We start from the raw sequence: 23,288 nt of genomic DNA on the forward strand, positions 1-23,288 counted from the left end.
CAAGAGAAGTAAACAGTGCAAAGTAAAAAGTTTTGTCTTTTACCTCAATACCTTAGCCAATTTTGTGAAACGCCCACAGGCTGAAATCCACAAAAGGCTGCGGAAGCAGCCTTTGTTCGTATAGCAACACCCTAGAAGGGTGTGGATTTTGGTAAAGTTATTATTACTTTTTACCTTTTACTGTAATTAAACTCGTCCTCGGAGAAATTGGGCCATTTCGTTAGGAGTTGGTGACATTTCCAAGGCTGTTTCTTCAGTGATGCGCCCATCTTGGTAGAGGTTAAGCAGCGACTGATTCATGGTAACCATGCCATCAAAACTGGCTTGCTTCATCAGTTCGGTAATTTCATCATACTTACCATCTTTGATCCATTCTTTGATTGCCTCAGTGTTGATCAAAATATCGTGGAATGCAGCCCGCTTGCTATCAGTCGTACGGCACAATCCTTGGGCAATTACTGCTACTAAAGACTCAGAAATTGCCACCCGCATGGCATCTTGTTCTTCACCTGAGTAAAGATTAAGTATACGCTCAATAGTTTTCACAGCACTATTGGTATGCAGAGTTCCCATTACTAAGTGACCAGTTTGCGCGGCTTTCAAAGCAGTGTTGACTGTTTCTTTATCCCGCATTTCTCCCACCAGTATCAAATCTGGGTCTTCCCGCAAAGCTGCTTTTAAAGCATTATCAAATTTGCGGGTGTGCATTCCCACTTCCCGTTGTTTGATTAAAGATTTTTGGCTTTTATGAACAAATTCAATTGGGTCTTCGATGGTAATGATGTGCTTAGGCATCTCTTTATTGATGTAGTCAATCATCGCCGCCATCGTTGTGGACTTACCAGAACCAGTAGGCCCAGTTACCAAAATTAAACCTTTGTGGGCATGACAGATATCTCGAAAAATAGGCGGTAACCTCAACTGTTCCATAGTCAAGATTTTTAGCGGAATTAACCGCAATACCATTGCATAGCCTCGCAGAGAGTCAAAGATATTGATCCGCACACGAGCAAAATCGTATTGAGTTGCTCCATCAAATTCCAGATATTCTTCAAAGCGCTGAATTTCTGCTTCAGTTAAGATTTCCCGCAACCAACTGACAAAAGTCTCTCTATCTGTTTCTGGATAATCTGTTGTCTCAATTTCTCCTCGGTTGCGGAAGCGGGGTACTTCACCTACACCCAGGTGAATGTCAGAAAATCCTTTATCGTAAGCTTCTTTAATTAGCTTTTCTAAAGTCAAACCTGAACTGCTGCTCTTATTATTTGGGATATTAGGCATCGGTGGTGGAGAACCTGGACGATGAGCCGCAACAGGCGCAGAAGCTGGTGGTGGCGGTGGTGCAGCAGGGATACCAGGAGTGTTGGCATTCCTTGACATATCCAACGTTTGTGTAGCTTGGCGTTGTGTAATTAACGTTGGCGCTGGCGGTGGTGGTGGTATTGGCGGGACATTACGTGTAGCGGCATTAGTACTAGATGGATGCTGTGATTCTGTCATAAATCTTTAAAATGTAGCAGGCAAAAAATTAAATCCGGGAGAAATCATCCGTAGATGACCTCGTGGCGGCGAGAGCCAGAGTAGTGGGTGTCTGTTGCCTCAGAAATTGAAAGCAACAGTCAGTTCCATTTCACAACTTGTACTAGTATTTTTTTTACTGTTTTTCACGCCAACCATTAATTCAAGAGAAGATTTGTAACCAGATATCAACTGGTGTAACACATTTAAACCATTAACAAGCATCAGTAATTTTATTGATGATATTAAGTGTTATATAAAACATTAAGCTTAATTACAAATACCTTATCTTGTTAGATGAGAAATTTCTCTTGGATATAGGCAAGAGTTGTTAGCAATTAACAGCAAAATCAGCAGCAGATAATTTATTCAGACCACTTTGAGAATTATGAGAATCTCATCTGATTTTTATAAGAAATGTTAAGCATGATCGAAATAGAGTAGATGTAAGCGACCTCAGCAGCTATTGGGTTAGTGCTTCTATCTCTTAGGGTAGATGCTGGAAGCAAGCTTTTTACGTAGATATAAGCTTGGCTTTACATTCATATTTATAAAAGACTAACTGTAAAGTTTAGTAACCAAATGCTCATCTTCTCAGCTAGTTTTTATATACTTAACTTCTAATTAAACAGTTCAGTTTTCTTGCAAACGCGAGATTTATCTGAAATTAAATTCTTGACGTGTATTTTTTAGGAGGAAAAGTCATGGTTTCGGCTCAAAGCTCTAATCTAGGAAAGACCTACTCCTTGTTGATGATCAAAAGCTTTTTGATTTGGACTTTCACCTTGGCAGTATGCTTATTGGTTGTCGGCTTTCCATTAGTGGTTTTGATGGCTACGGTCGGGTGCCTGTTGTCGATTGTTCTGCAATCTGTAATGCCTGTTAGTGCAGTTTTGCTTGTAGCAGGTGGTTTGATTTTGTTTAATGTCATGGCAGTTGTACTAGCTGCTGGCGTGCTAACTCTTAAGGGAGTACATCCGACACAAATCAAATGGTTAAGTTGGTTGCACGGAGAAGCAGAGGAAATGCAGGCTACCGTCTATGCTGCTTGTCCTTTGACTTGTGATATCGAAATATAAGTGCTGACTTCGACAAACAGTGCATCTGCCCGGTTCAGCCGGGTTTTTTCATGTTTATTAATCAGCCGTCAGTGATTAATTGTAGGGATTGACGGATGATTAAATCTTAATCACTATTGACTATTGACCAATGACCAATGACCAATGACTAATGACTAATCAAAAACGAGTTTACATTATCTTAGGTACTCGTCCGGAAGCAATTAAACTAGCTCCGGTAATTCAGGCTTTTCAAAGGTCTCCAGATTTTGAGTTGCAAGTAATTTTGACTGGACAGCATCGTGAGATGGTTGAGCAAGTAATGCAACTATTCAACCTCAAGGCAGATGGTAACTTGGAGATTATGCAGCCTCAACAATCTCTTAGTGATATTACCTGTCGCAGTCTGCGAGGGTTAGAAGCATTATTCCACGAGAGTAAGCCAGATTTAATCATAGTGCAGGGAGACACTACTACAGCTTTTGCCGCAGCTTTGGCGGGATTTTACCAAAAAATTCCTGTAGGTCATGTAGAAGCTGGGTTAAGAACTGATGACTTATTTAATCCTTATCCTGAAGAAGCTAACCGACGGCTGATTTCTCAGATCACCCAGTTGCACTTTGCACCAACGCCATTGGCTGTAGAAAACTTGCAACGTTCTGGCGTTTTAGGTGAAATTCATCTAACGGGTAACACTGTGATTGATGCACTGTTAAATGTAGCTGCGGCTCAACCAGCCTGTAATATACCTGGCTTAGACTGGGACTCATACCGTACTCTGTTAGCGACAGTTCATCGTCGGGAGAATTGGGGTGAACCGCTGCAAGGAATTGCTCAGGGTTTTTTACAGATACTAGATAAGTTTCCTGATACGGCTCTGTTATTGCCATTACACCGCAATCCTACAGTCCGAGAACCGTTACAAGCGCTTTTGGGGGATCATCCCCGAATTTTTTTGACAGAACCTTTAGATTATGCAGAATTAGTAGGAGCAATTGGGCGATCGCACTTTTTACTCACTGACTCTGGTGGTTTGCAAGAAGAAGCACCTAGCCTAGGAAAACCCGTGCTGGTTTTGAGAGAAACGACAGAAAGGCCAGAGGCTGTTGCTGCGGGTACAGCCAAACTTGTGGGAACTAACAGCGAAAACATTATTGCAGCCGCCACTGATTTACTGAGTAACCCAGCTGCCTATGAAGCAATGGCAAATGCAATTAATCCCTTTGGAGATGGGAAGGCGGCAGAACGAATATTGCAAATTGTGCAAAATTATTTAGGGATTAGCTAAACTACAATATCCTAGTCTGATTGATACAAAAATCTAGTTGTGTTGCAAAAACTGGCAATGTCTTGAGTACATATTTGACAGAAATGAAGCTCGAAAATATTCTCACGAGAAACCATACAACTATTATCGAAAAGTTGTTCTCACGTCAAATCGAGCTATAGTTCCTGGCGAGGAAGTATTTTTACATATGTGCCCCAACTTCCACAGTTTTTGCAACATAACCGTTTTTGTGACGAAACCTTTTTTTAAACCTCGACATCAGCAAATATAAAAGTCCTATTATTACCAGCGGTATTGCTGAAGGTTCTGGGACAGAGTGGGGGTTTTGCACAGGCTGGTAAATATTCCCTTGAGTTCTGCCCACTGATGCCAAAAGCTGCTCAATTTTCGTAAATGTATTATTAAAGTCAGTACCAGCACCTTTAGAAAGGATGAGTCGGTTATAGGTCTGATTTTCTGACGCCCCAAAATTCCCTGTTAAAACAACAAAATCTTTACCTATTCTGCCTACGAGGGAGTCAATCAGGTTGTCAATATCAGCTTGGATGCCTTCAGGTAATTCCTCTAAATTGCCGATATTTTCGTTGTCAACATCAACTAGCCAGTTGCCATTGCCAATAACTGTGTTGCCACTCGTAAATATCCAGTTGCCATTTCCAATGATTGTATTGTTATTACCGAAGTCCCAGTTACCGTTTCCAATGGTTGCGTTTTCACTGCCGAAGTTCCAGTTGCCGTTTCCAATGGTTGCGTTTTCACTGTTGAAGTGCCAATTACCATTACCTAAGGTTGAGTTGTTACTTCCATCGTCCCAGTACCAGTTACCGTTACCAAGATTTGTATTGCCACTTCCAAATAGCCAATTGCCATTACCAATGGTTGCGTTGTTGCTATTAAAGTTCCAGTTGCCATTACCAATAGTTGCACTGTCACTACCAGAGTTTGAGTTACCATTACCAATGGTTGCATTATTGCTACCAGAATCTCTATTGCCATTACCAACAGGTGCATTGCCTGCATTAAAACGCTGGCTACTACCGCCAGAATAGGCCATGTTGTTGCCAAGAACTTCTCTCAACGGATCAAAAGGTGATTGCTGAAGCAAACTTCCAGCACCTGCAATGGGATTACCACCTGTAAATGGGTTACTGCCACCACCTGCAATGGGACTACCGCCACCTGCAATGGGCCTACCGCCACCTGCAAATGGATTACCGCCACCACCTGGAATGGGGCTGCCACCACCTGCAATGGGACTACCGCCACCTGCAATGGGCCTACCGCCACCTGGAATGGGGCTGCCACCACCTGCAAATGGATTACCGCCACCTGCAAACGGGTTACCGCCACCACCTGGAATGGGGCTGCCACCACCTGCAAATGGGTTACCACCACCTGCAAATGGGTTACCGCCACCTGCAATGGGACTACCGCCACCTGCAAATGGACTGTTAGCATTGTTGGAAAAGTTGTCACCAAGAACTAACTTCAAGCGATCAAAGATTAATTGCTGAAGCTTACTGCCGCCATCGCCTGCAAAAGGGTTGATACCACCACCTGGAATAGGATTGCCACCAGTGCTAGCGAAGGGGTTACCAGCAGTGGAGGTGTTGTTCCCACCATTAATTGGGTTGACAGCAGAGGCTACCATCAGCACTAATCTCCTATTTTTAGTTTAAAAATTTGGCAGAAAAAACGAGCATCTCAAAGACCAATTAAGTTAACTTGACGATGTAATTGTTTAGTATTTTATAGTGCAAACTAATTCTTACCTAATCATGCATTAATATTGATAGGCATCAACATAATGTATCCAAGACAAGTAGGTTTGATGAAAGCAGTTGAACTGACCACATGACCACAAGTTTACTCTAGACATAAATCTTATAAAAATTTCCTTCCCATTGGAATGAACAATTTTTAGCTTTTTATATCAATATTTTTGATGTTTTGATGATTTAAGTATTTAGTAAAACAGTGAGCAATACTTTTAGTAATTCAAAATTCAAAGCGAGCATCAGTAAATAGGTTATTTGCTGACTGTATGCCACTAAGAATTTGGAATAGCCTACCTTATAAATCTGCGAGATAGGCTTTTTCAGGCTATCTCGCAGGTTTGGCAATTTGCTACATTAGAATCAAAAAAGCCCTGATATACAACAAAAAATCAAGCTTTTCAAAGGCATATAGCAGGTTTTTGCAAACATCTCAGTGCAATGCCAATATATGTCCGGTTCCACCCGTGAGTAACTTTTATATTTAGAGAATTACTAAACTGGTATTGTATAAACCAGTGCCTGCATTGCCTGCTTGTGTAAAGTACTCAAAGCCATTTGCTTTCGAGTAGGCCTCAGTACCACCCACGATCTTAAGCCTATTGGTTGCCCCTGCTTCATTAGCAGTCTGACTAAATTGTCCTAATGTGTAGATATCTCCATCAGGTAAGTGGATAATCTCCTTACCCTCAGCAATAATCTCACCATTTCCTAGTTGTCTAATTGCTGTGAATTCAGATTGCTTTGTACCAATTAGTGTATTTGTACCTTCAAGGAATAAATTAGATGTTACATTTATAACGTCACCAACACCACGCCCTGGTTCCCCTCCATCTGTATATTTTATAGATGTTGCCCTTTGATCAAAATTTCAAACTGTATGTGTTTTGGCTGCTGCCGCACCGACTATGGTATCGTTGTATCCAGTAAAAGGATCGGAATTAGTCATAGCCGTACCCTCAGGCTTAATTTTATTTTGTACCTAAATATATATAGAATAAAAAAATATATGATTACTTATTTTTATTTTTATAAATCTTATAAATCATGCTCCTCTTAAAAATATGGAAGAGTCTGGTTATTAAATCATTAAAGTGGTAATAAAAGCGGTTTTACGGTGGAAATTCCTGAAAACACCAACCATAAGCAAGAGTTGATCGGCAGAGCAAACAAAATTTCGTTGAGCCATTGTCATATTTTATCAAGGGATATAAGGTAGTTTTTCCGAGACACCTGGGTTCGGAAATCATAGTTATTAACTATAGGAATAATATATGATTTTTGAAAAAATTACCTACACTTCCCTGTTGCCTGCTTACACAAATAAGTTTATAAGTCAAAATTTCTTATTATTGAAAATAAACCGCAGATGAACAATGATGAAATATCATTGTTCATCTGCGGTTTGTTACAGGAATCCTAGCGACCGCCACCACCGCCAAATGATGGCATACCGCCACCACCACCGAATGATGGCATACCGCCGCCGCTATCACCGCCAAATGATGGCATACCGCCGCCGCTACCACCACCAAATGATGGCATACCGCCGCCGCTACCACCGCCAAATGATGGCATACCGCCGCCGCTACCACCGCCAAATGATGGCATACCGCCACCACTACCACCGCCAAATGATGGCATACCGCCACCACCAAATGCTTGCTCTAAGGGCACGTCATCACCAAGTTCGTTTTTAAGCCTAGAGTTAACAAGTTTGTCAATCTCCATCCTCAAATTAAACCCATCTGGCGGTTGAGTTGTGCTGCTGCCACCACCAGCCAAGAAATCACCGCCACCACCAGTTAAGGGGTTGCTGCCACTACCACCACCAGTCAAGGAATCGCTGCCACTACCACGGCTACCACCACCAGTCAAGGAATCGCTGCCACTACCACGGCTACCGCCAGTAGCCCAAGGATTGACACCGCCAGTCAAAGGGCTGCCAGGAGCATTCGGGTCGCCAAAGCGACTGAAGGGACTACCGCCACCAGGTGAGGAACCACCGCCACCAGGTGAGGAACCACCGCCACCAGATGGAGGAGCGCTACCTTGTCCACCACCAACGCCTTTGAATAGATCGGCGATATCTTTAATACCAACCTCCTGCAAGCGGGCCCAAGGTGAACTCCCAAGTGAATTGCCACCACCAGCAGAGGAATTGTTGCTACCACCACCAATCGAATCTGCCATCAGAAATAATCCTCCTATCTTTTGGGTCAAAATTACGTTAGTGCTGGAATATTAAATAGACAAAATTTAACTAGCTTTACGGCTTTATTTTTGTCTTTCTTCACTGCCGTAGCTAGTTATGAGCTATTAACGTATTGAGCTTAGTTGATTGCACGTTGAGTAATTTATCTAATATTTGAAAACCAAAACTAAGCTTAAAATTACGCTAGCCACATACATATTAGGTATGGTTGATAGGTATTACAATGACGAATATTTAGATTAAAAGGTCAATATTTTATATATTTATTTTCCTATTAGTAATTAGGATAAATGTACTTAGAAATTTTAGGAAAAATAACTTTTAAATACTATAGGTTGTTGCTATTTAGCGCATGATGTACATCCGATACTCATGCCCAATTCTTAATACAAAATTGCGCTCAAATATAAATCGTAAGGCAGATGACAAGAGCAGACGGCGAAGATATCTGCGCTACAAATTTTAACTGTAAAAGGAATTAGGGATTAGAAACTGGGGATTGGTTAAAGAATGGGGAAAAATTATGTCCAACGTGAGTTCGACAGATTAAAAACCTTTCTCTAAACCTCTTCCCTTTTAGGGGCTACCATGTACACACAAGTCTTTGAGAGTTGTCCCACAGGCTTTTGATCCCCCCAACCCCCCTTTTTAAGGGGGGCTAAAATCCCTCAAAGTCCTCCAATTTATCGGAGGATAATGACGGATCTACAATGATTTCGGTTTAGTACAGAGATGTGTGTACACCGTAGCCTTTTAGGGGAGAGGCTTTAAAAGCTGGATTTTTTCGTTGAAAACCAAGATATTTAAGCCCCTCTCCGCGTCGGAGAGGGGTTGGGGAGAGGTTCATCGAACTCACGCTGTCTAGGGTTTTGACCCCGGAATACATATTTTGGAATTTTTCCCAGTACCAGTCTTCGATCGCAGAGCGACTACACAGAACCGACTAATGCAGGGACTGGCCAGCGATTGACTACTTTGCCAATAACGGACATTTCTTGAGCCAAGCGATCAAATTTCTCAGGGGTTAAAGATTGGGGGCCATCAGATAAAGCCTTAGCAGGATTGGGATGAACCTCAATCATCAAGGCATCTGTACCAGCAGCGATCGCAGCCATTGCCATAGGTGCAACATACTCGGATCTACCCGTACCGTGGCTGGGGTCAATCATAATTGGTAGGTGGGTGAGCGATCGCAAGACTGGCAGCACCGATAAATCTAAAGTATTACGGGCATATTTGCCATCAAAAGTTCTAATTCCCCGCTCACAAAGAATCACATTTGGATTTCCTGATGCCAAAATGTATTCTGCTGCCATTAACCACTCGTCAATTGTGGCTGACATTCCTCGCTTGAGCAGCACAGGTTTATCTTGAGCGCCTACCTTTTTGAGCAACGAGAAGTTGTGCATATTCCGCGCTCCGATTTGGATGATGTCGGCTGTCTTAGCTACTGCTGGTAAATCCGCAGCATCCATCAACTCTGTGATGATCCCCAAACCTGTAGCTTCACGTGCTGCTGCTAACAAATCTAAGGCACTTTCACCATAACCTTGAAAGGCATAAGGTGAAGTACGCGGTTTGTAAGCTCCGCCACGCAGGAATTTGGCTCCTGCTGCCTTCACCCGCTTTGCTGTCTCCACAATCATCGCTTCATTCTCAACCGAACAAGGCCCAGCTACAACTACGATGGGATGATGTTCTCCGAAATAAACGCGACCGTTAGGTGTGGGTACAACAACTTCGCTCGCTTCTCCATGTCGAAATTCTCGACTAACTCGCTTAAAAGGCTGCTGCACTCGTAATACTTGCTGAATCCAAGGGCTAATCTCTTGAACCTGCAATGTATCGATGCTAATAGTATCGCCAATGATCCCCAGAATAACTTTGTGTTGACCGACGCTTTTTTCTACTGTGACTCCCCAGGTTTCACTTAGCTCTTGAGTAATGCGTGTAATTTCGTCAACAGGCGTACCAGTCTTCAGTACTACAATCATGTTCTTTTTCCTTTCCTATATTGAGTAGCTATTTGATTAGTGCAAAAACTTGGCTAGTTGTTCTAGTTTTGTCCAAGCAACACCGCTTCTTAGAACGTCCTTCGCAAGGGCAATGCCTTTGACGCAGCCTTCTAAAATATCTGTTGTGCCATCAAGGGCTTCACCTACTTGCAGGGCTAGCGCTGTATTTAAAGCGACAACCTCCTGCTGTGCCTGAGTGCCTTTACCTTGAAGAACTGCTTTTAAAATTTCTGCATTTTCTTGGACATCTCCACCCCGCAACGCCGCAGTCGGTGCAGGAGTTAAACCAAGTTCTTCTGGATTGAGTGTGAGGGAACGGACTTTTTGATTTTGAAGTACAGCCAAGTCAGTAACATCAGCCAAACCCGCTTCATCTAATCTTTCTCTTCCGTGGAGTGCGATCGCTTGCCGACATCCTAATTGCGATAAAGCTTGAGCGATCTCCTCTAGTAAAAGCGGGTCATTTACACCAATAATTTGCCCTGTCGGTCGTAGCGGATTCACCAAAGGGCCAAGCAGGTTAAAAATAGTCCGCACTTTCAAAGTTTTTCGCAAATCGGCAACCGCCTTAAGTGCTGGATGCCAGCCAGGGGCAAACAAAAAGGTAATTCCCACTTCACCCACTGCCGCTTGCACTTTCTCAGGACTGGCGTTGAGATTAATACCCAAAGCTTCCAATACATCAGCAGAACCAGTTTTGCTAGATGCAGAACGATTGCCATGCTTGGCAACTTTCACCCCAGCAGCCGCAGCAACAAAAGCAACGGCAGTAGAAATATTGAAAGTTGAAGCGCCATCTCCACCAGTTCCGCAGGTGTCAATTAGGGGGGTTGGGGATTGGGTACTGGGGACTGGGGACTGAGAAGAGGTGGAAGATAGGGAAAATTCCCCCTTTATTGCTTCTTCCCCAATCCCTAATCCCCGCTCCCCAGTTCCCTGAGATTGGGATTGCAAGACGCTGGCCATGCCTACCAATTCTTCGGTGGATACACCTTTGGCTTGAATTGCGGCTAAAATTGCTCCGGTTAATACGGGGGGAATGGCATCTGTAAGCCAACCTTGCATTAAATCCGCTGCTTGGGAAACTGTCAAAGATTGCCGATTCAGCAATTGTTGCAATAAAGCTGACCAGTTGTAAGATTCAGGGATGACCGAAGTATTTTGAGGTGCAGTTTTAGTTACAGCTATCATTGTTTATTACCCCAAAACTTTAGCTACGGTTTGCACATCCTTGTCGCCTCTGCCAGAGCAATTAATCACAATGCGGGGATTGCCATCTAACTGAGGACAAAGGGTTTCGAGATAAGCGATCGCATGAGCAGTTTCTAAGGCGGGAATAATTCCTTCTAGCTGTGCAAGTCGCTGAAACGCTTCTAATGCTTGCTTGTCGGTGACGCTGTAATATTCGGCGCGGTTAATATCTTTTAAATAACTATGCTCAGGGCCAACGCCAGGATAATCCAATCCAGCACTAATCGAATGTGCTTCAATTACTTGACCGTCATCATCTTGCAGGAGATAGCTCATTGCACCGTGCAAAACTCCCACTCTGCCATGTGTTAAAGTTGCGGCGTGTTTGTCTGTATCTACACCTTCACCAGCCGCCTCTACTCCAATCAAACGCACGGATGCTTCACCGACAAATTCATGGAATAAGCCGATCGCGTTGGAACCGCCACCCACACAAGCCAGAAGAATATCTGGTAATCCTTGCCATTTTTCTTGACATTGAGCGCGAGTTTCTACACCGATTACAGTGTGAAAGTCACGGACTAACATTGGGTAGGGATGAGGGCCTGCAACGGAACCCAAAATATAGTGAGTTGTTTCCACATTCGTTACCCAATCACGAATTGCTTCGGAAGTCGCATCTTTTAAAGTTCCTGTTCCGGCTTCCACTGGTCGAACTTCTGCCCCCATCAGCTTCATACGAAACACGTTCAGGGCTTGCCGTTCCATATCGTGGATGCCCATGTAAATTACGCAATCTAAACCAAACCGCGCACACACAGTTGCAGTCGCCACCCCATGTTGACCGGCTCCAGTTTCTGCAATCACCCGTTGCTTACCCATGCGTTTAGCTAGCAACACCTGAGCTAAGGCATTATTAATTTTGTGCGCGCCTGTATGATTTAAATCTTCCCGCTTTAAATAAATTTGTGGCCCTGTACCATCAGGTCTAGCGTAGTGTGTTGTCAGGCGTTCCGCGAAATATAAAGGGCTGGGCCGTCCCACATAATCCCGCAGTAAATTTTGCAGTTCGGCTTGGAAACTTGGCTCGTGGCGATATTGATAAAATGCTGCTTCTAACTCAGTTAAGGCTGGCATTAAAGTTTCCGGCACATATTTACCGCCGAAACGCCCGAACCTGCCCAAGGAATCAGGCCGCGCAGTTTCCGGCTGGGAAATGATATTTTTGATGTCTGGAGTGCTTACCATCGGTTAAAATCCTTTATTTTAATGAGGGCTAGAGTTGCCTATACTTAATTTGTTGTTGTTTACGCTTTCGCAAAGAAATAGCAGCTAAAGCCGTAAGACTACATAAAGCAAATGTAGAAGTGGGTTCGGGAACTTCCTTCATTTGATGCCTATCGTAGATGTAGCCCAGCTTTGTATAATCCAAAACGTCTCTAGGACGCACCAAATCCTGAGCATCAACATCTGGTAGGAGAGATAGCAAATCTGCTAACGCTGTTGCTTCGGGGGTAGACATACCGCCATCCCAAGGCCACATCAAATCATCAAGATTATGTCCATAAGGCTGACCATCAGCCGGATAAAAATCGATCCCTTCATGTCCGTTGGCTTGCCATTCAGCCCAGAGGCGGTCTACATTCGCATGATGTAACCAAAACACAGGATCATAAGGTGAACTTGGGATATTGCTCATTGTGCCAAGTCCCTTAAATGACACAGGGTTTGTGGTTAAGTCTATCTGCACTCCACCAACTAAGCCGTGAATATAATTGTGGGTGAAGCCACCTCGAGTGATGTTACCCTGCTCATCTACAGAAATAAATCCTTCTAAAGCTGCACGATACAGGGAATAGTCATCAAGAGCTTGGACGCGATCAATATCTCTTTGAGGCAAGGGATAATCATTTGCGGGAGGTGCTTGCAGAAAACGTACAAGTGATGTGCCCAACGATTGTTCTGTTACGGGGTCGAAGTTTAATTCTGGTTTCAGCACCCAACCATTCGCAGATGAAAAAGGGCCAGACTGAACAGGGCCACCTGTGAAACTCCCCCTACCTGGGATGTTAATAGTTACGCCTCGGCCGTTGGGGCTGAGAAAGTCATCTTTAAAAATTACGTCAAGCGCTTTCGGGTTTGTCGAATCCCAGTAAGGAAGGCTGACTTTGGGGTTTACAGTTTGTAGGGCTTGTTCAAATCTGCGGATGTATTGTCGATGCCAAGGCAAAAATGCTGCATTTTCATGAGCAAGTTCTTTAACAGAACTATGGGAATGCCCGTGATGATTATGAATTAAGCGTGTTGCTCCTAAATGTATGGCAATGAACTGGTCGTAAATGCTAAGTTGACTACCTGCGGGAATTGTGGTTTTTAAGGTTTTGATGGCGTGAACTAAGTCTTTTTTCTCTGCTGAACTTAGGTCAGTGACATCTTTTCTGACAGCTAGGCGAGTCTGTGGTTTGGCGGTATGTTGATGTTCGTGGTGTTCATGATCCATACCATTATGAGCAAAGGCTGGAAGTGTGATGACATCAACTATAATTACGCTAGAAATTAAGCTTTTGACCAGTATTTGCAGGAGTTTCATAGCCTTAATTCAACCGCAGAGAGTTCAGGAAGCTGATGGTTGATCACTTTTTTACCTAGCGGAAGCAACTTGTTGCAGCGATGCAGAGGTAATTGCTGCTTTAAGTTCTCGACAAAGTTGTTCTACAGCTTGCAGTCCTTCAGTTGAATTTCCTTCAGCTAACCGTTTCACAAAAGCACTGCCAACAATCACTGCATCTGCGCCCCATTCCATTACCTGATGTGCTTGTTCTGGTGCTGAGATACCAAAGCCAACACCAATCGGTTTATCGGTGACGCTACGCATATCTGTTAGTAGATGCTGCACGCGGTCTTGGATTTGAGAACGCATACCCGTCACACCTGTTACACTCACAAGGTAGATAAAACCCTGGGATTTGCGAGCGATCGCTTCTATCCTATCTTTAGAACTAGTGGGTGCTACAAGCAAAATTACTTCAATATCAAAAGTAGCAGCAGTTTGGATTAATTCTTCTGCTTCTTCTAAGGGTAAATCTGGCACTACCAACCCTCGTGCCCCAGCAGCAGCAATGTCTGCTAAAAACGACTTAATACCCCGGTGCAATATGGGATTGTAGTAAGTAAATAAAATTATTGGTGCTTTCAAGCTGGGACTTACAGCTTGCAACATCTCTAGCACTTGCTCTAATTTCGTTCCTTTTTGTAAGGCGCGAGTTGCTGCTGCTTGAATTACAGGGCCATCTGCCAGAGGATCGGAGTAAGGAACACCCAACTCTATAAAATCAGCGCCATTGCGATCTAAGATGCGTAAAGCCTCGGCGGTGGTTTGTAAGTTAGGATCGCCAGCTGTGATAAAGGGAATCAAAGCACACTGTTTGCGATCGCGTAAAGTTTGAAAGTGATTAGAGATAGAAGTCATCCTAAAAAATGGTTATTGGTTAAGGGTTGGCGAATAATAATCAACAATTAGTAATTAGCGATGCCGAGGCTTTTTACTCCGTAAACGAGGTTTTTTACTTCGACAACGAGGCTTTTAGCTCCGACAACGAGGCTTTTTGCTCCGTGAATGAGTCTTTGAACTCCGTGAATGAGTCTTTGAACTCCGTTAATGAGGCTTTTAGCTCCGTGAATGAGTCTTTGAACTCCGTTAATGAGGCTTTTAGCTCCGTTAATGAGGCTTTTAGCTCCGTGAATGAGTCTTTGAACTCCGTTAATGAGGCTTTTAGCTCCGTTAATGAGGCTTTTAGCTCCGTGAATGAGTCTTTGAACTCCGTTAATGAGGTTCTGAACTCCATTAATGAGCTTTACTTTTGTCTTGCCGCTAGATTACTTAATTTTTTTAACGAACCACGAAGAACGCAAAGAACACAAAGGAAGAAGATAATTGAAAGGAAAGAAATTAATCATGAGGGATAAAACATAAACGTTAACTTATGCAACCTGTACAACAATCTTGCCGCGCATACCCTCACCGCCTTCCTCAAGCTTTTTATGTGCTTCCGCCATCTGATGCAGCCCAAAAGTTGCCCCGATAACGGGCTTAATTTGATCGCGCTCAATTAGGTTTCTCAAAGCATCAAGCTTGGGGCGTGTCTGGTCTAAATGTGCAAAGTGGATGGTAATATTTTTGAAAATGGCGGTGTTCAGGTCACCCGCAACGCCTGTGACAGTAACCGCACGACCTTCAGCTTTTGTTACTATCAAACTCTTGGCTAAAATTTCACCGCCAACGGTAGTAAACGTCACATCAACGCCTTCACCCCTGGTTTCCTGCATAATTATGTTAATAAAGTCTTCGTTGCGGTAATCGATCGCTCTATCTGCACCGATAGACTTGACAAACTCGGTGTCATAGCCGCCGCAAGTTGTGTAAACATAAGCACCCGCAGCTTTCGCTATTTGGATGGCGAATGTACCAACACCGCCTGCACCACCATGAATCAACATAGTTTCACCAACTTTAATATTTGCTCTGGTGATCAGTGCAGCCCAGGCCGTACCCCCTGCCACAGGCACACTAGCCGCTTCTAGATGAGATATATTTGCTGGCTTTTTGGCAACAATTGCTTCATTAGCAACATGATATTCTGCATTAGCACCACCACCTTGCTCATGGGCGATCGCATAATAAACTTCGTCACCTACTCGGAAATCTCTGACACTTTCGCCAATTTCCTCAACGACACCGGAAACGTCAAAGCCAATAATTGCAGGGAGTTTTACCCTTGGGCCAAAGAATCCTTGGCGCATTCCACAGTCGGCTGGGTTGACTGAGGTGGCATAAACTTTAACTAAAACTTCGTTATGGCTAGGTGACGGTTTATCTACCTCAAGTTCTGTAAAAACTTCTGGGCCTCCGAAGTTTGCGATCGCCATCGCTTTCATATAATTGCCTCAAAGCATTGGGATTGGGGATTGGGGATTGGGGATTGGGAATTGGGGATTTTTATTGTTTTTTGTAAGGAAAGGGTTAAGGGGGAAGGAGAAAGGAGAGAATAATTTTCTTTGGTCTTAAATCTTTCCCCTTTACCCAACTTCTGCAAGAAGTTTATTTTGCTTGGAGGCGATCCCCCCAACCCCCCTTAAAAAGGGGGGGCTAAAACCCCTCAAAGTCCTCCTTATTTAAGGAGGATTTAGGAGGATCTCCAATGATTTCGGTTTAGTACAGAGATGTGTGTACGCCGTAGCTTAAAAAGGGGTCGCCTTAAGCGGGGGGATCATGTCTTAACAAAGTACGCACAGCTTGTTCTATATCACTTTGTTTAACTAAAGACTCTCCTACCAAAACTGCACGAACACCAGCTTCAGCTACAAAAGATAAATCAGCAGGTGTATACAATCCCGACTCACTGACGACAGTAATACCCAAGCTTTGCAATTGTTGCTGGCGCTGTGCCAAAAGTTGCTGTGTAGTTTCTAAACTAACAGTAAAATCTTCGAGATTGCGGTTGTTAATTCCTATCAAATGTACGTTGTCAAGCTTTAGCACACGATCGAGTTCGGCCAAGGTATGAACTTCTACTAGTGCATTCATGCCTAAATCATGAATCACGCGTAAAAATTCCTGGAGTTCCTGATCTGAAAGAATGGCGGCAATTAATAGTACAGCATCTGCGCCCGCTGTCCGTGCTAAATAAATTTGGTAAGGGTCAATGATGAACTCTTTGCACAGTAGGGGTAATGCAACCTGCGATACCTTCGGTGAGCTTCGCTGACGCACAGCACGCAGATTATCAAAACTGCCTTGAAAGAACTTTTGGTCAGTGAGGATTGATAGACAAGCTGCACCACCTCGTTCATAAGCGGTGGCGATCGCCACTGGGTTAAAGTCTGCCCGAATAACCCCGCGACTTGGTGATGCTTTTTTAACTTCGGCAATTAAGCTAGGTTTGCTAGGATTTTGCTGCAAAGCACTCAGGAAATTTCGCACAGTCGGGGCAGTAGTTAGCTGCTGTTGCAAAAAAGCTAAAGGCAATTCTTGCTTCATCTGTGCGACTTCTTGCCTTTTATGCCACACAATTACTTCGAGAATATTACGGGGAGGGGCAACTTGGTTAGTCATAAGTTGATAGAGGGCTGGGGAGGCTGGGGAAGATGAGGAGGCTGGGGAGCAGCTTCGAGGCAGGGGTGCAGGGGGCAGGGTGCAAGGGGGAAAGACTTTCTCCCATGCTCTCTGCTCCTTGTCCTCTTCACCCAATGCCCAATGCCCCATGCCCTATGCCCAATGACTTTTTATTTTGCGTGTATGCAGCCACTACGTTTTTAATCATTGTCAGACCAACTTCTCCGGCTAGAGTCATGATTGATTCAGGGTGAAACTGAACGGCAGCGATGGGAAGTGTCTGATGTTCAATCGCCATAATTACGTCATCATCAGAAATCGCTGTTACCTTGAGTTCTTTTGGCAAGTGTCGCGGCAGAGCAAACAATGAATGGTATCTACCGACTGTAAAGGATTCCGGTAAATTTTTGAACATCACGGAATCTAAATCAGTGACGAAAATTTTTGAAGATTTACCATGTTGGGGATAGTTGAGAACTCCTAATTCTCCCCCGAAAGCTTCAACGATGCCTTGCAGTCCCAGACACACTCCGAAAATGGGAATTTGGCGACGGACACAGGCAAGGACAATCTCTGGCACTTTAAAATCATTTGGTCTACCAGGGCCAGGAGACAAAACAACTAAGTCAGGGCGTTCTGTATCGAACAGCGATTCTGGAAAGCCATGACGTAGTGTAGTGACGCTAGCACCAGTTTGGCGAATGTAATTAGCTAGGGTATGAACAAATGAATCTTCATGGTCTATTAATAAGATGCGTTTGCCAGATTGAACATTTGAGATGTATTTGCTCAATTTTGGAGAACGGCACTCCTGAGTTGTTTCGTTCTTTTGCTTGGCACGCCGAATCGTTTCAAATAGTGCCGCAGCTTTGGTGATTGTTTCTTGTTCTTCTGCTTGTGGCACAGAGTCATACAGGACAGTAGCACCAACTCGCACTTGAGCAATTGAGTCTTTTAAGCGGATTGTCCGCAGAATTAACCCAGTATTTAAATTACCATTAAAGTTTAAGTAGCCAACAGCACCACCATACCAGCGTCGAGCGCTACGTTCATGCTGTTCGATAAATTCCATTGCTGCTTTTTTGGGTGCGCCAGTGACTGTGACTGCCCAAGTATGACTGAGAAACGCATCTAAAGCATCAAATTGCGATCGCAGTAAACCTTCAACATGATCTACTGTATGGATTAAGTGGCTGTACAATTCAATTTGCCGACGACCAATAACTCGTACCGAACCTGGCTCACAAATTCGAGATTTATCATTGCGATCGACGTCAGTACACATCGTCAACTCAGCTTCATCTTTGCGTGAGTTGAGTAACTGAAGAATTTGATCGGCATCGTCAATCGCGTCTTGTCCTCGGCAAATAGTACCGCTAATCGGACAGGTTTCTACCCGCCTACCTTCAACCCGCACAAACATTTCTGGAGATGCACCGATCAGGTATTCTCCACCTAGATTAAAAATGAAACCATAAGGGCTAGGATTAATTTGCTTTAAAGTTTCAAATAGCTTACTAGGTTCTTCTTCGCAGGTTTCAAAAAAGTTTTGGCTGGGAACGACTTCAAATAAATCACCTCGGCGGAAGTAATCGAGTGCAGCTTCTACTTGCTGCTTGGCATACTCACCTACTTGATGATCAGCAGTTTGTTCTGGGAGAAGTCGCTTACCTCGATAATCAATAGACTCACCTGTTCGAGGAAGATGATTAGTACTGCCATTAGCTGTGGCAAATTCATATTGGAACCGAAATGCGCGTTGCTGATAGTAATCAACCACTATCAGGTCATCAGGTAGGTAAAGTACCAAATCCCGCTGATCGCTGGGACGTTCCAAATGCTGAGAAATTGGCTCAAACTGGAAAACTAAATCGTAACCAAACGCACCATATAATCCTAGATGCTCGTCTTCTTGGCTAGAAAAAGTATGTAAAATGTCCCGAATAACTGTAAATGCTGAAGGTTGCTTACTACGCTCTTCTTCGGCAAATAATTGTTGGCTAGGTTTAATAAATCCTGCGATGCAATTGTTCTGTAGGGTAACTTCCTGAAGTTGCTTTGAGCGGGATAGGCGTTTGAATAGCAATGGTAAAAGAATTTTGCCGCGATCGTTAAGTGCTGTCAGAATGAAAGTGTTTTCTGTTGTTGTCAATTCCAGTGGTGGATTAATAAATCCGATTGCCCATCTCTTATATCTCCCTGGATATTCATAGCTGCTTTTCAGCAACCCTCCACGTTGAGAATTTAGGTGGAACAGAATATTTTCAAGGGCAGTGTCCATCTTAACTTCGGTAACCGAGCGAGATACATGCACACCGCCAAAGGTTGTGTAGGAGTGGGAATCAACAATCATGGGTAATTTCTCTAGAATAGTTATTAGTCAGTCATTAGTTGAGAGCCATTAATCATTATTAGTAAATAAATTTGGAGCAAGGAAAAATTTAGACACTTCAATGTCAACATAATTAAAGCTGTTCTAATCTGCTTATCCTTGCTGAATTTGAGGTATTTAAAGATTTTTTAATTCTTACTCGATCCTACTAAATGTCAAGCAGTTGATATATGAATAATTTTTAGATAGAAATATCAATTTATTTGCTTTCCATACTTCTTTATTGATGCAATTTGCGAGAAAATATTAAAGCTTTTTCGCCTCTACCTCTAGATATAATATTAGCCAAACCTTGGTAATAAAAATTCCCTAGCAAAGCCAGAGAATAAGCAATATTATTGTTATTTAAACTATTTAAATAGATGTCTGAAGAGTAATTGGCAAACATTACATTTTGAGCATATAACACCAATTCTTCCAAATAAATAGCGCAGTAGGGTGGGCATTGCTAGTCTTACCAAGGTGGGTTTTACAACTATTTTCAGGTAAACCACGCTATAGAGAACATTGCTGTGCCCTTACAACTAATCTAGAAGTTCCGAGTTCTAAGCTCGAACGATCAGAAATTGCATTCACATTGACAGGGCTAGCATTCCCCACCCTACACTTAAGAGTTATATCAAGTCCGGTTAATCATTAGTGATTAACACATCTGTGCAAAAATCGGAAAAGCTTCTTTCTCCCTGCTCCCTGCCCTCTGCCTTTCTTGATAAATACATGGACTCAGCCAAATGACGTAATTGCTTCATTACTTGGCAGCATTATTTTGCGTACTCCAGCAGAGTAAGAAATCGTAAACTCGCGCAGAAGCAATATTGCTTGCCTGTACAAAGACAAATCTACCTCGTGAACCTCAATTCCCTTTCCAATGCTTTGCAGCAATGTTATGGTCAATTCTCCACCCAAATGTTCTCGGAACTCGGTCAAACCTTGGAATAGACAACGGGGATGGTTGAGCTGTGATGATTGTTCTGCCAGTTCTGGCACATACAATGTAAAACCAAGTGCCAACAGTGTTTTCAATATCCTTTGCCACTCTGGCCAACTCAGCAGTCCTAAGAGACAGGCATAGGTGCTATCCAAAGCGATGCCGATCGCTACTGCTTCTCCATGACGTAAACTATAGTCTGTCAAATGCTCTAGTTTATGAGCAGCCCAATGACCAAAATCTAAAGGACGGGATGAACCCATTTCAAAAGGATCGCCACTGTTGGCAATATGTTCTAGGTGCAACTGGGCGCAACGATAGATTACCTGTTGCATGATGTCCATGTCTCGTCGGACAAGGGCTGCGGCGTGAGAGTGGATAAAATCAAAAAACTGAGCATCCTTAATCAGCGCCACCTTAACTGCTTCTGCAATTCCTGAACGCCAGTCGCGATCGTCTAGGGTTGTCAAGAAGGCAGAATCATTGATCACTGCATAAGGTGGGGCAAATGTGCCGAGAAAGTTCTTTTTACCAAAAGCATTAATGCCGTTTTTAACTCCTACACCCGAATCATTTTGTGCCAACACTGTTGTCGGAACTCGGATGAGGCGAATTCCCCGGTGTGCGGTTGCGGCTGCATATCCTACTAAGTCCAACACAGCACCACCTCCAACAGCCAATATATAAGAGTGGCGACACAATCCAGCAGCATCTATAAATTGATGAATTTCCTCCACTAACTCAGGAGCATTTTTGGCGGCTTCCCCTCCCGAAACTATCATCGGCTCAATAGCCAGCGTTATAATCTCTGCATAAAATTTGGTATAAGCTACTAATTGTCTGAGCAATCCTGGTTGGAAGTGCAATAATCCTGCATCCACTACTGCTACAACTTTCTTCGGTTTTGCCTCCCCATCCGCCGTAATCACTTGGGCTAACGTGGGATTTTTCAATTCAAACAGATTGTTAGTAAAGTAAGTTCCATAATTAAAGCTAACCGACACACTTTGATGAATCGGTTGCAGATTAAATTTACTTTTTTTCTTAATATCTACTACCATATTTTTGCTGATATATCTATAAGTGCGGCACGATTCAAAGCTTGTAGAAACACTTCCACCGAGTGAGAACCATCTATCTTGACTTTGTTATTAATGATGAAAAATGGAACACTAGTGATGCCATCTGTTCGAGCAAATTTTGATTCAGTGACAACTGCATTAAGCGCCACATTATCATTTAGTTGTTGTCGTAATTCTGTAGCATCCATTTGATGGGCTATACCTATAGCAACAAGAACCTCAATATCTCCGATGTTTTTACCTTCCTCAAAATAAGCTTTATAAATTGCTTCTACGACATCATTTTTGAGATTTTCTGGAGCAATTTCAATCAGTCGATGAGAAAGCTTGGTATTGACAGCCAAATGGATTTTATCAAAATCTAATTTGACCCCAGCCGCCTCACCTTTGAGTCGCGTATAGTTAAACAAACGCTGTAGTTCTGCCTCTCCAAACCCTTTTCTCGCTTGCATAAAGTTGCGGAATTCGTACCCAGATGCAGGAACGCTATCATCAAGAAGAAAGGGATGCCAGCGGATATTAATTGCTTCTTCTTGCCATTGTGCCAGTGCATCAAAAAGATGCTTTTTACCAATTCGGCACCAAGGGCAAACAGTATCGTGAAAAATATCTATCAACATAGTTTTTTACTCAGATCATGCCCTATGCCCCATGCCCCATGCCCTATGCCCTACAAATCTTTGAGTACTTTCAAACTCTTGAATTAGTGCGTCTCGGTCTTTCTTTGCTACCAATTTAGCTAAACGGCTGTATGTATTAGCTAAAGAACTAATTGCCTGACATCTTTCTTCTGTAGCCAGCATAATGTCAACGCATAGGCAAGGACTTTGAGAAAACAAACGTTTAACAATGTCAATTTCTTGACGGTAGTTGGGAGTGGACATGATTAAGCTACGCTCTATGTCAATCCTTTCTTGGGTCAAGAAAACGCCAAGGCTAAATCGTAAGAAGTGCTGCGTTGCTTGAATAATCACCATCATTTGGTCGTGTTCTTCAGGTGTGCAGATGATTATTTCTCCACCCTGACGTTTGATGAAGTCTAAAAACCATTGAAAAGAATCATCGTTCCGGCCTGGACATACCACAACTTTTTGTCCTAAGAACGATTTAATATTTGGCCCAAACATCGGATGTAATCCCATTACAGGGCCGCAATGGTATTCAAGCATTGCTTGAGTTGGCTGAGTCTTAATACTCGTGATGTCGCACAAAGCAGTAGTTGGGGACAGGTATTTGGCTGCACGCTTGATGACATCAACCGTATATTCAATGGGAACACTTACTAAGACTAGTTCTGCTTGACTCAGAAGTTGGTCAGCGTACTCCCAATCCTCATGTTCGAGAATATTAACATTGTGACCTATGGCTGTAAGCTGCTCTTTGAAAAATCTTCCCATCCTGCCTCGTCCACCGATTATAGTAATTTGTCGGGGTCTAGCATGATTTACTGATGCAGATTCAGGAGTAATTGTGGCATGACAACTTTTTACCACATCTGCCCAAACAGATTCAGGAATACCAGCTTGAGCGAGTAGAGGAGCCACACCAGCCAGTTGTTCTTCTAAAGAAGGAAGTTCTGAACCCGATAGCAGCGATAGGCGATCGCTCAATAGAGCAATTAAGCTTTGGTCAGTTTGTTTCAGCTTATCTGAATAAGAGGATTTCCTAGCCATTTTCCCTGCCCCCAATTTGCTTTGTTGCACTGAATTTTTTC

The 23,288-nt window shown here is 43.3% G+C and carries 17 protein-coding genes; 2 read left to right on the forward strand and 15 right to left on the reverse strand.

The genetic code is table 11. From position 1 onward, the window contains the following. Positions 1-186: 186 nt before the first annotated feature. On the reverse strand, positions 187-1,500 hold the full coding sequence (locus AC5JL8_RS09185; protein ID WP_495879466.1) for a type IV pilus twitching motility protein PilT: 1,314 nt from the start codon (positions 1,498-1,500) through the stop codon (positions 187-189). Positions 1,501-2,222: 722 nt separating this feature from the next. Here AC5JL8_RS09185 and AC5JL8_RS09190 point away from each other — a divergent pair. Both AC5JL8_RS09190 and wecB read left to right on the forward strand, forming a co-directional pair. Next, positions 2,223-2,597 carry a hypothetical protein gene (locus AC5JL8_RS09190; protein WP_495879467.1) on the forward strand — a complete coding sequence of 125 codons (375 nt, stop codon included), beginning with the start codon at positions 2,223-2,225 and terminating at the stop codon, positions 2,595-2,597. A 151-nt stretch (positions 2,598-2,748) separates the two neighbouring features. Next, positions 2,749-3,864, forward strand: a complete 1,116-nt coding sequence (wecB, locus tag AC5JL8_RS09195) for a non-hydrolyzing UDP-N-acetylglucosamine 2-epimerase (protein WP_495879468.1) — start codon at positions 2,749-2,751, stop codon at positions 3,862-3,864. Between the two features lie 181 nt (positions 3,865-4,045). On the opposite strand, the gene AC5JL8_RS09200 is transcribed toward wecB, so the two are convergent. The 14 genes from AC5JL8_RS09200 to tyrA form a co-directional block, all read right to left on the reverse strand. Continuing rightward, a complete protein-coding gene (locus tag AC5JL8_RS09200; protein ID WP_495879469.1) occupies positions 4,046-5,515 on the reverse strand; it encodes a PEP-CTERM sorting domain-containing protein in 1,470 nt (489 codons plus the stop codon). Between the two features lie 608 nt (positions 5,516-6,123). Next, entirely contained in the window at positions 6,124-6,486 is a 363-nt protein-coding gene (locus AC5JL8_RS09205) for an allene oxide cyclase barrel-like domain-containing protein (RefSeq protein ID WP_495879570.1), read from the reverse strand. A 572-nt stretch (positions 6,487-7,058) separates the two neighbouring features. Next, entirely contained in the window at positions 7,059-7,832 is a 774-nt protein-coding gene (locus AC5JL8_RS09210) for a hypothetical protein (RefSeq protein WP_495879470.1), read from the reverse strand. 951 nt (positions 7,833-8,783) lie between these two features. Beyond that, positions 8,784-9,848 carry a 3-deoxy-7-phosphoheptulonate synthase gene (gene aroF, locus AC5JL8_RS09215; protein ID WP_495879471.1) on the reverse strand — a complete coding sequence of 355 codons (1,065 nt, stop codon included), beginning with the start codon at positions 9,846-9,848 and terminating at the stop codon, positions 8,784-8,786. A gap of 36 nt (positions 9,849-9,884) precedes the next feature. After that, on the reverse strand, positions 9,885-11,060 hold the full coding sequence (trpD, locus tag AC5JL8_RS09220; RefSeq protein ID WP_495879472.1) for an anthranilate phosphoribosyltransferase: 1,176 nt from the start codon (positions 11,058-11,060) through the stop codon (positions 9,885-9,887). 6 nt (positions 11,061-11,066) lie between these two features. Next, entirely contained in the window at positions 11,067-12,308 is a 1,242-nt protein-coding gene (gene trpB / locus AC5JL8_RS09225) for a tryptophan synthase subunit beta (protein WP_495879473.1), read from the reverse strand. A gap of 28 nt (positions 12,309-12,336) precedes the next feature. Continuing rightward, complete coding sequence (locus AC5JL8_RS09230) at positions 12,337-13,650, reverse strand: tyrosinase family protein (protein ID WP_495879474.1); 1,314 nt, start codon at positions 13,648-13,650, stop codon at positions 12,337-12,339. 51 nt (positions 13,651-13,701) lie between these two features. Beyond that, on the reverse strand, positions 13,702-14,529 hold the full coding sequence (gene trpA / locus AC5JL8_RS09235) for a tryptophan synthase subunit alpha (protein WP_495879475.1): 828 nt from the start codon (positions 14,527-14,529) through the stop codon (positions 13,702-13,704). 512 nt (positions 14,530-15,041) lie between these two features. Continuing rightward, positions 15,042-15,995 carry a zinc-dependent alcohol dehydrogenase family protein gene (locus AC5JL8_RS09240; protein WP_495879476.1) on the reverse strand — a complete coding sequence of 318 codons (954 nt, stop codon included), beginning with the start codon at positions 15,993-15,995 and terminating at the stop codon, positions 15,042-15,044. A 319-nt stretch (positions 15,996-16,314) separates the two neighbouring features. Further along, positions 16,315-17,172 (reverse strand): indole-3-glycerol phosphate synthase TrpC, encoded by an 858-nt coding sequence (trpC, locus tag AC5JL8_RS09245; protein WP_495879477.1) that lies wholly within the window; start codon positions 17,170-17,172, stop codon positions 16,315-16,317. Positions 17,173-17,299: 127 nt separating this feature from the next. Next, entirely contained in the window at positions 17,300-19,525 is a 2,226-nt protein-coding gene (locus AC5JL8_RS09250) for an anthranilate synthase (RefSeq protein ID WP_495879478.1), read from the reverse strand. A 762-nt stretch (positions 19,526-20,287) separates the two neighbouring features. Then, entirely contained in the window at positions 20,288-21,553 is a 1,266-nt protein-coding gene (locus tag AC5JL8_RS09255; RefSeq protein WP_495879479.1) for a 3-dehydroquinate synthase, read from the reverse strand. Beyond that, the gene (locus tag AC5JL8_RS09260) at positions 21,547-22,194 is read right to left on the reverse strand and encodes a DsbA family oxidoreductase (protein ID WP_495879480.1); all 648 of its coding nucleotides are present in this window, start codon (positions 22,192-22,194) and stop codon (positions 21,547-21,549) included. Before AC5JL8_RS09260 ends, AC5JL8_RS09255 begins: the two co-directional genes overlap by 7 nt. Before the next feature lie 15 nt (positions 22,195-22,209). Then, the gene (gene tyrA, locus AC5JL8_RS09265) at positions 22,210-23,247 is read right to left on the reverse strand and encodes a bifunctional chorismate mutase/prephenate dehydrogenase (protein ID WP_495879481.1); all 1,038 of its coding nucleotides are present in this window, start codon (positions 23,245-23,247) and stop codon (positions 22,210-22,212) included. Between the last annotated feature and the right edge of the window lie 41 nt (positions 23,248-23,288).

It is taken from the genome of Mojavia sp., from assembly GCF_059505145.1.

Bases quoted from the DNA above. Each gene is read 5' to 3' on its own strand.
- AC5JL8_RS09230 (WP_495879474.1), bottom strand. From the start codon at position 13,650: ATGAAACTCCTGCAAATACTGGTCAAAAGCTTAATTTCTAGCGTAATT.
- aroF (WP_495879471.1), bottom strand. From the start codon at position 9,848: ATGATTGTAGTACTGAAGACTGGTACGCCTGTTGACGAAATTACACGC.
- AC5JL8_RS09240 (WP_495879476.1), bottom strand. From the start codon at position 15,995: ATGAAAGCGATGGCGATCGCAAACTTCGGAGGCCCAGAAGTTTTTACA.
- trpC (WP_495879477.1), bottom strand. From the start codon at position 17,172: ATGACTAACCAAGTTGCCCCTCCCCGTAATATTCTCGAAGTAATTGTG.
- wecB (WP_495879468.1), top strand. From the start codon at position 2,749: ATGACTAATCAAAAACGAGTTTACATTATCTTAGGTACTCGTCCGGAA.
- trpA (WP_495879475.1), bottom strand. From the start codon at position 14,529: ATGACTTCTATCTCTAATCACTTTCAAACTTTACGCGATCGCAAACAG.
- trpB (WP_495879473.1), bottom strand. From the start codon at position 12,308: ATGGTAAGCACTCCAGACATCAAAAATATCATTTCCCAGCCGGAAACT.
- AC5JL8_RS09255 (WP_495879479.1), bottom strand. From the start codon at position 21,553: ATGGTAGTAGATATTAAGAAAAAAAGTAAATTTAATCTGCAACCGATT.
- AC5JL8_RS09250 (WP_495879478.1), bottom strand. From the start codon at position 19,525: ATGATTGTTGATTCCCACTCCTACACAACCTTTGGCGGTGTGCATGTA.
- AC5JL8_RS09210 (WP_495879470.1), bottom strand. From the start codon at position 7,832: ATGGCAGATTCGATTGGTGGTGGTAGCAACAATTCCTCTGCTGGTGGT.
- AC5JL8_RS09260 (WP_495879480.1), bottom strand. From the start codon at position 22,194: ATGTTGATAGATATTTTTCACGATACTGTTTGCCCTTGGTGCCGAATT.
- tyrA (WP_495879481.1), bottom strand. From the start codon at position 23,247: ATGGCTAGGAAATCCTCTTATTCAGATAAGCTGAAACAAACTGACCAA.
- AC5JL8_RS09190 (WP_495879467.1), top strand. From the start codon at position 2,223: ATGGTTTCGGCTCAAAGCTCTAATCTAGGAAAGACCTACTCCTTGTTG.
- trpD (WP_495879472.1), bottom strand. From the start codon at position 11,060: ATGATAGCTGTAACTAAAACTGCACCTCAAAATACTTCGGTCATCCCT.
- AC5JL8_RS09200 (WP_495879469.1), bottom strand. From the start codon at position 5,515: ATGGTAGCCTCTGCTGTCAACCCAATTAATGGTGGGAACAACACCTCC.
- AC5JL8_RS09185 (WP_495879466.1), bottom strand. From the start codon at position 1,500: ATGACAGAATCACAGCATCCATCTAGTACTAATGCCGCTACACGTAAT.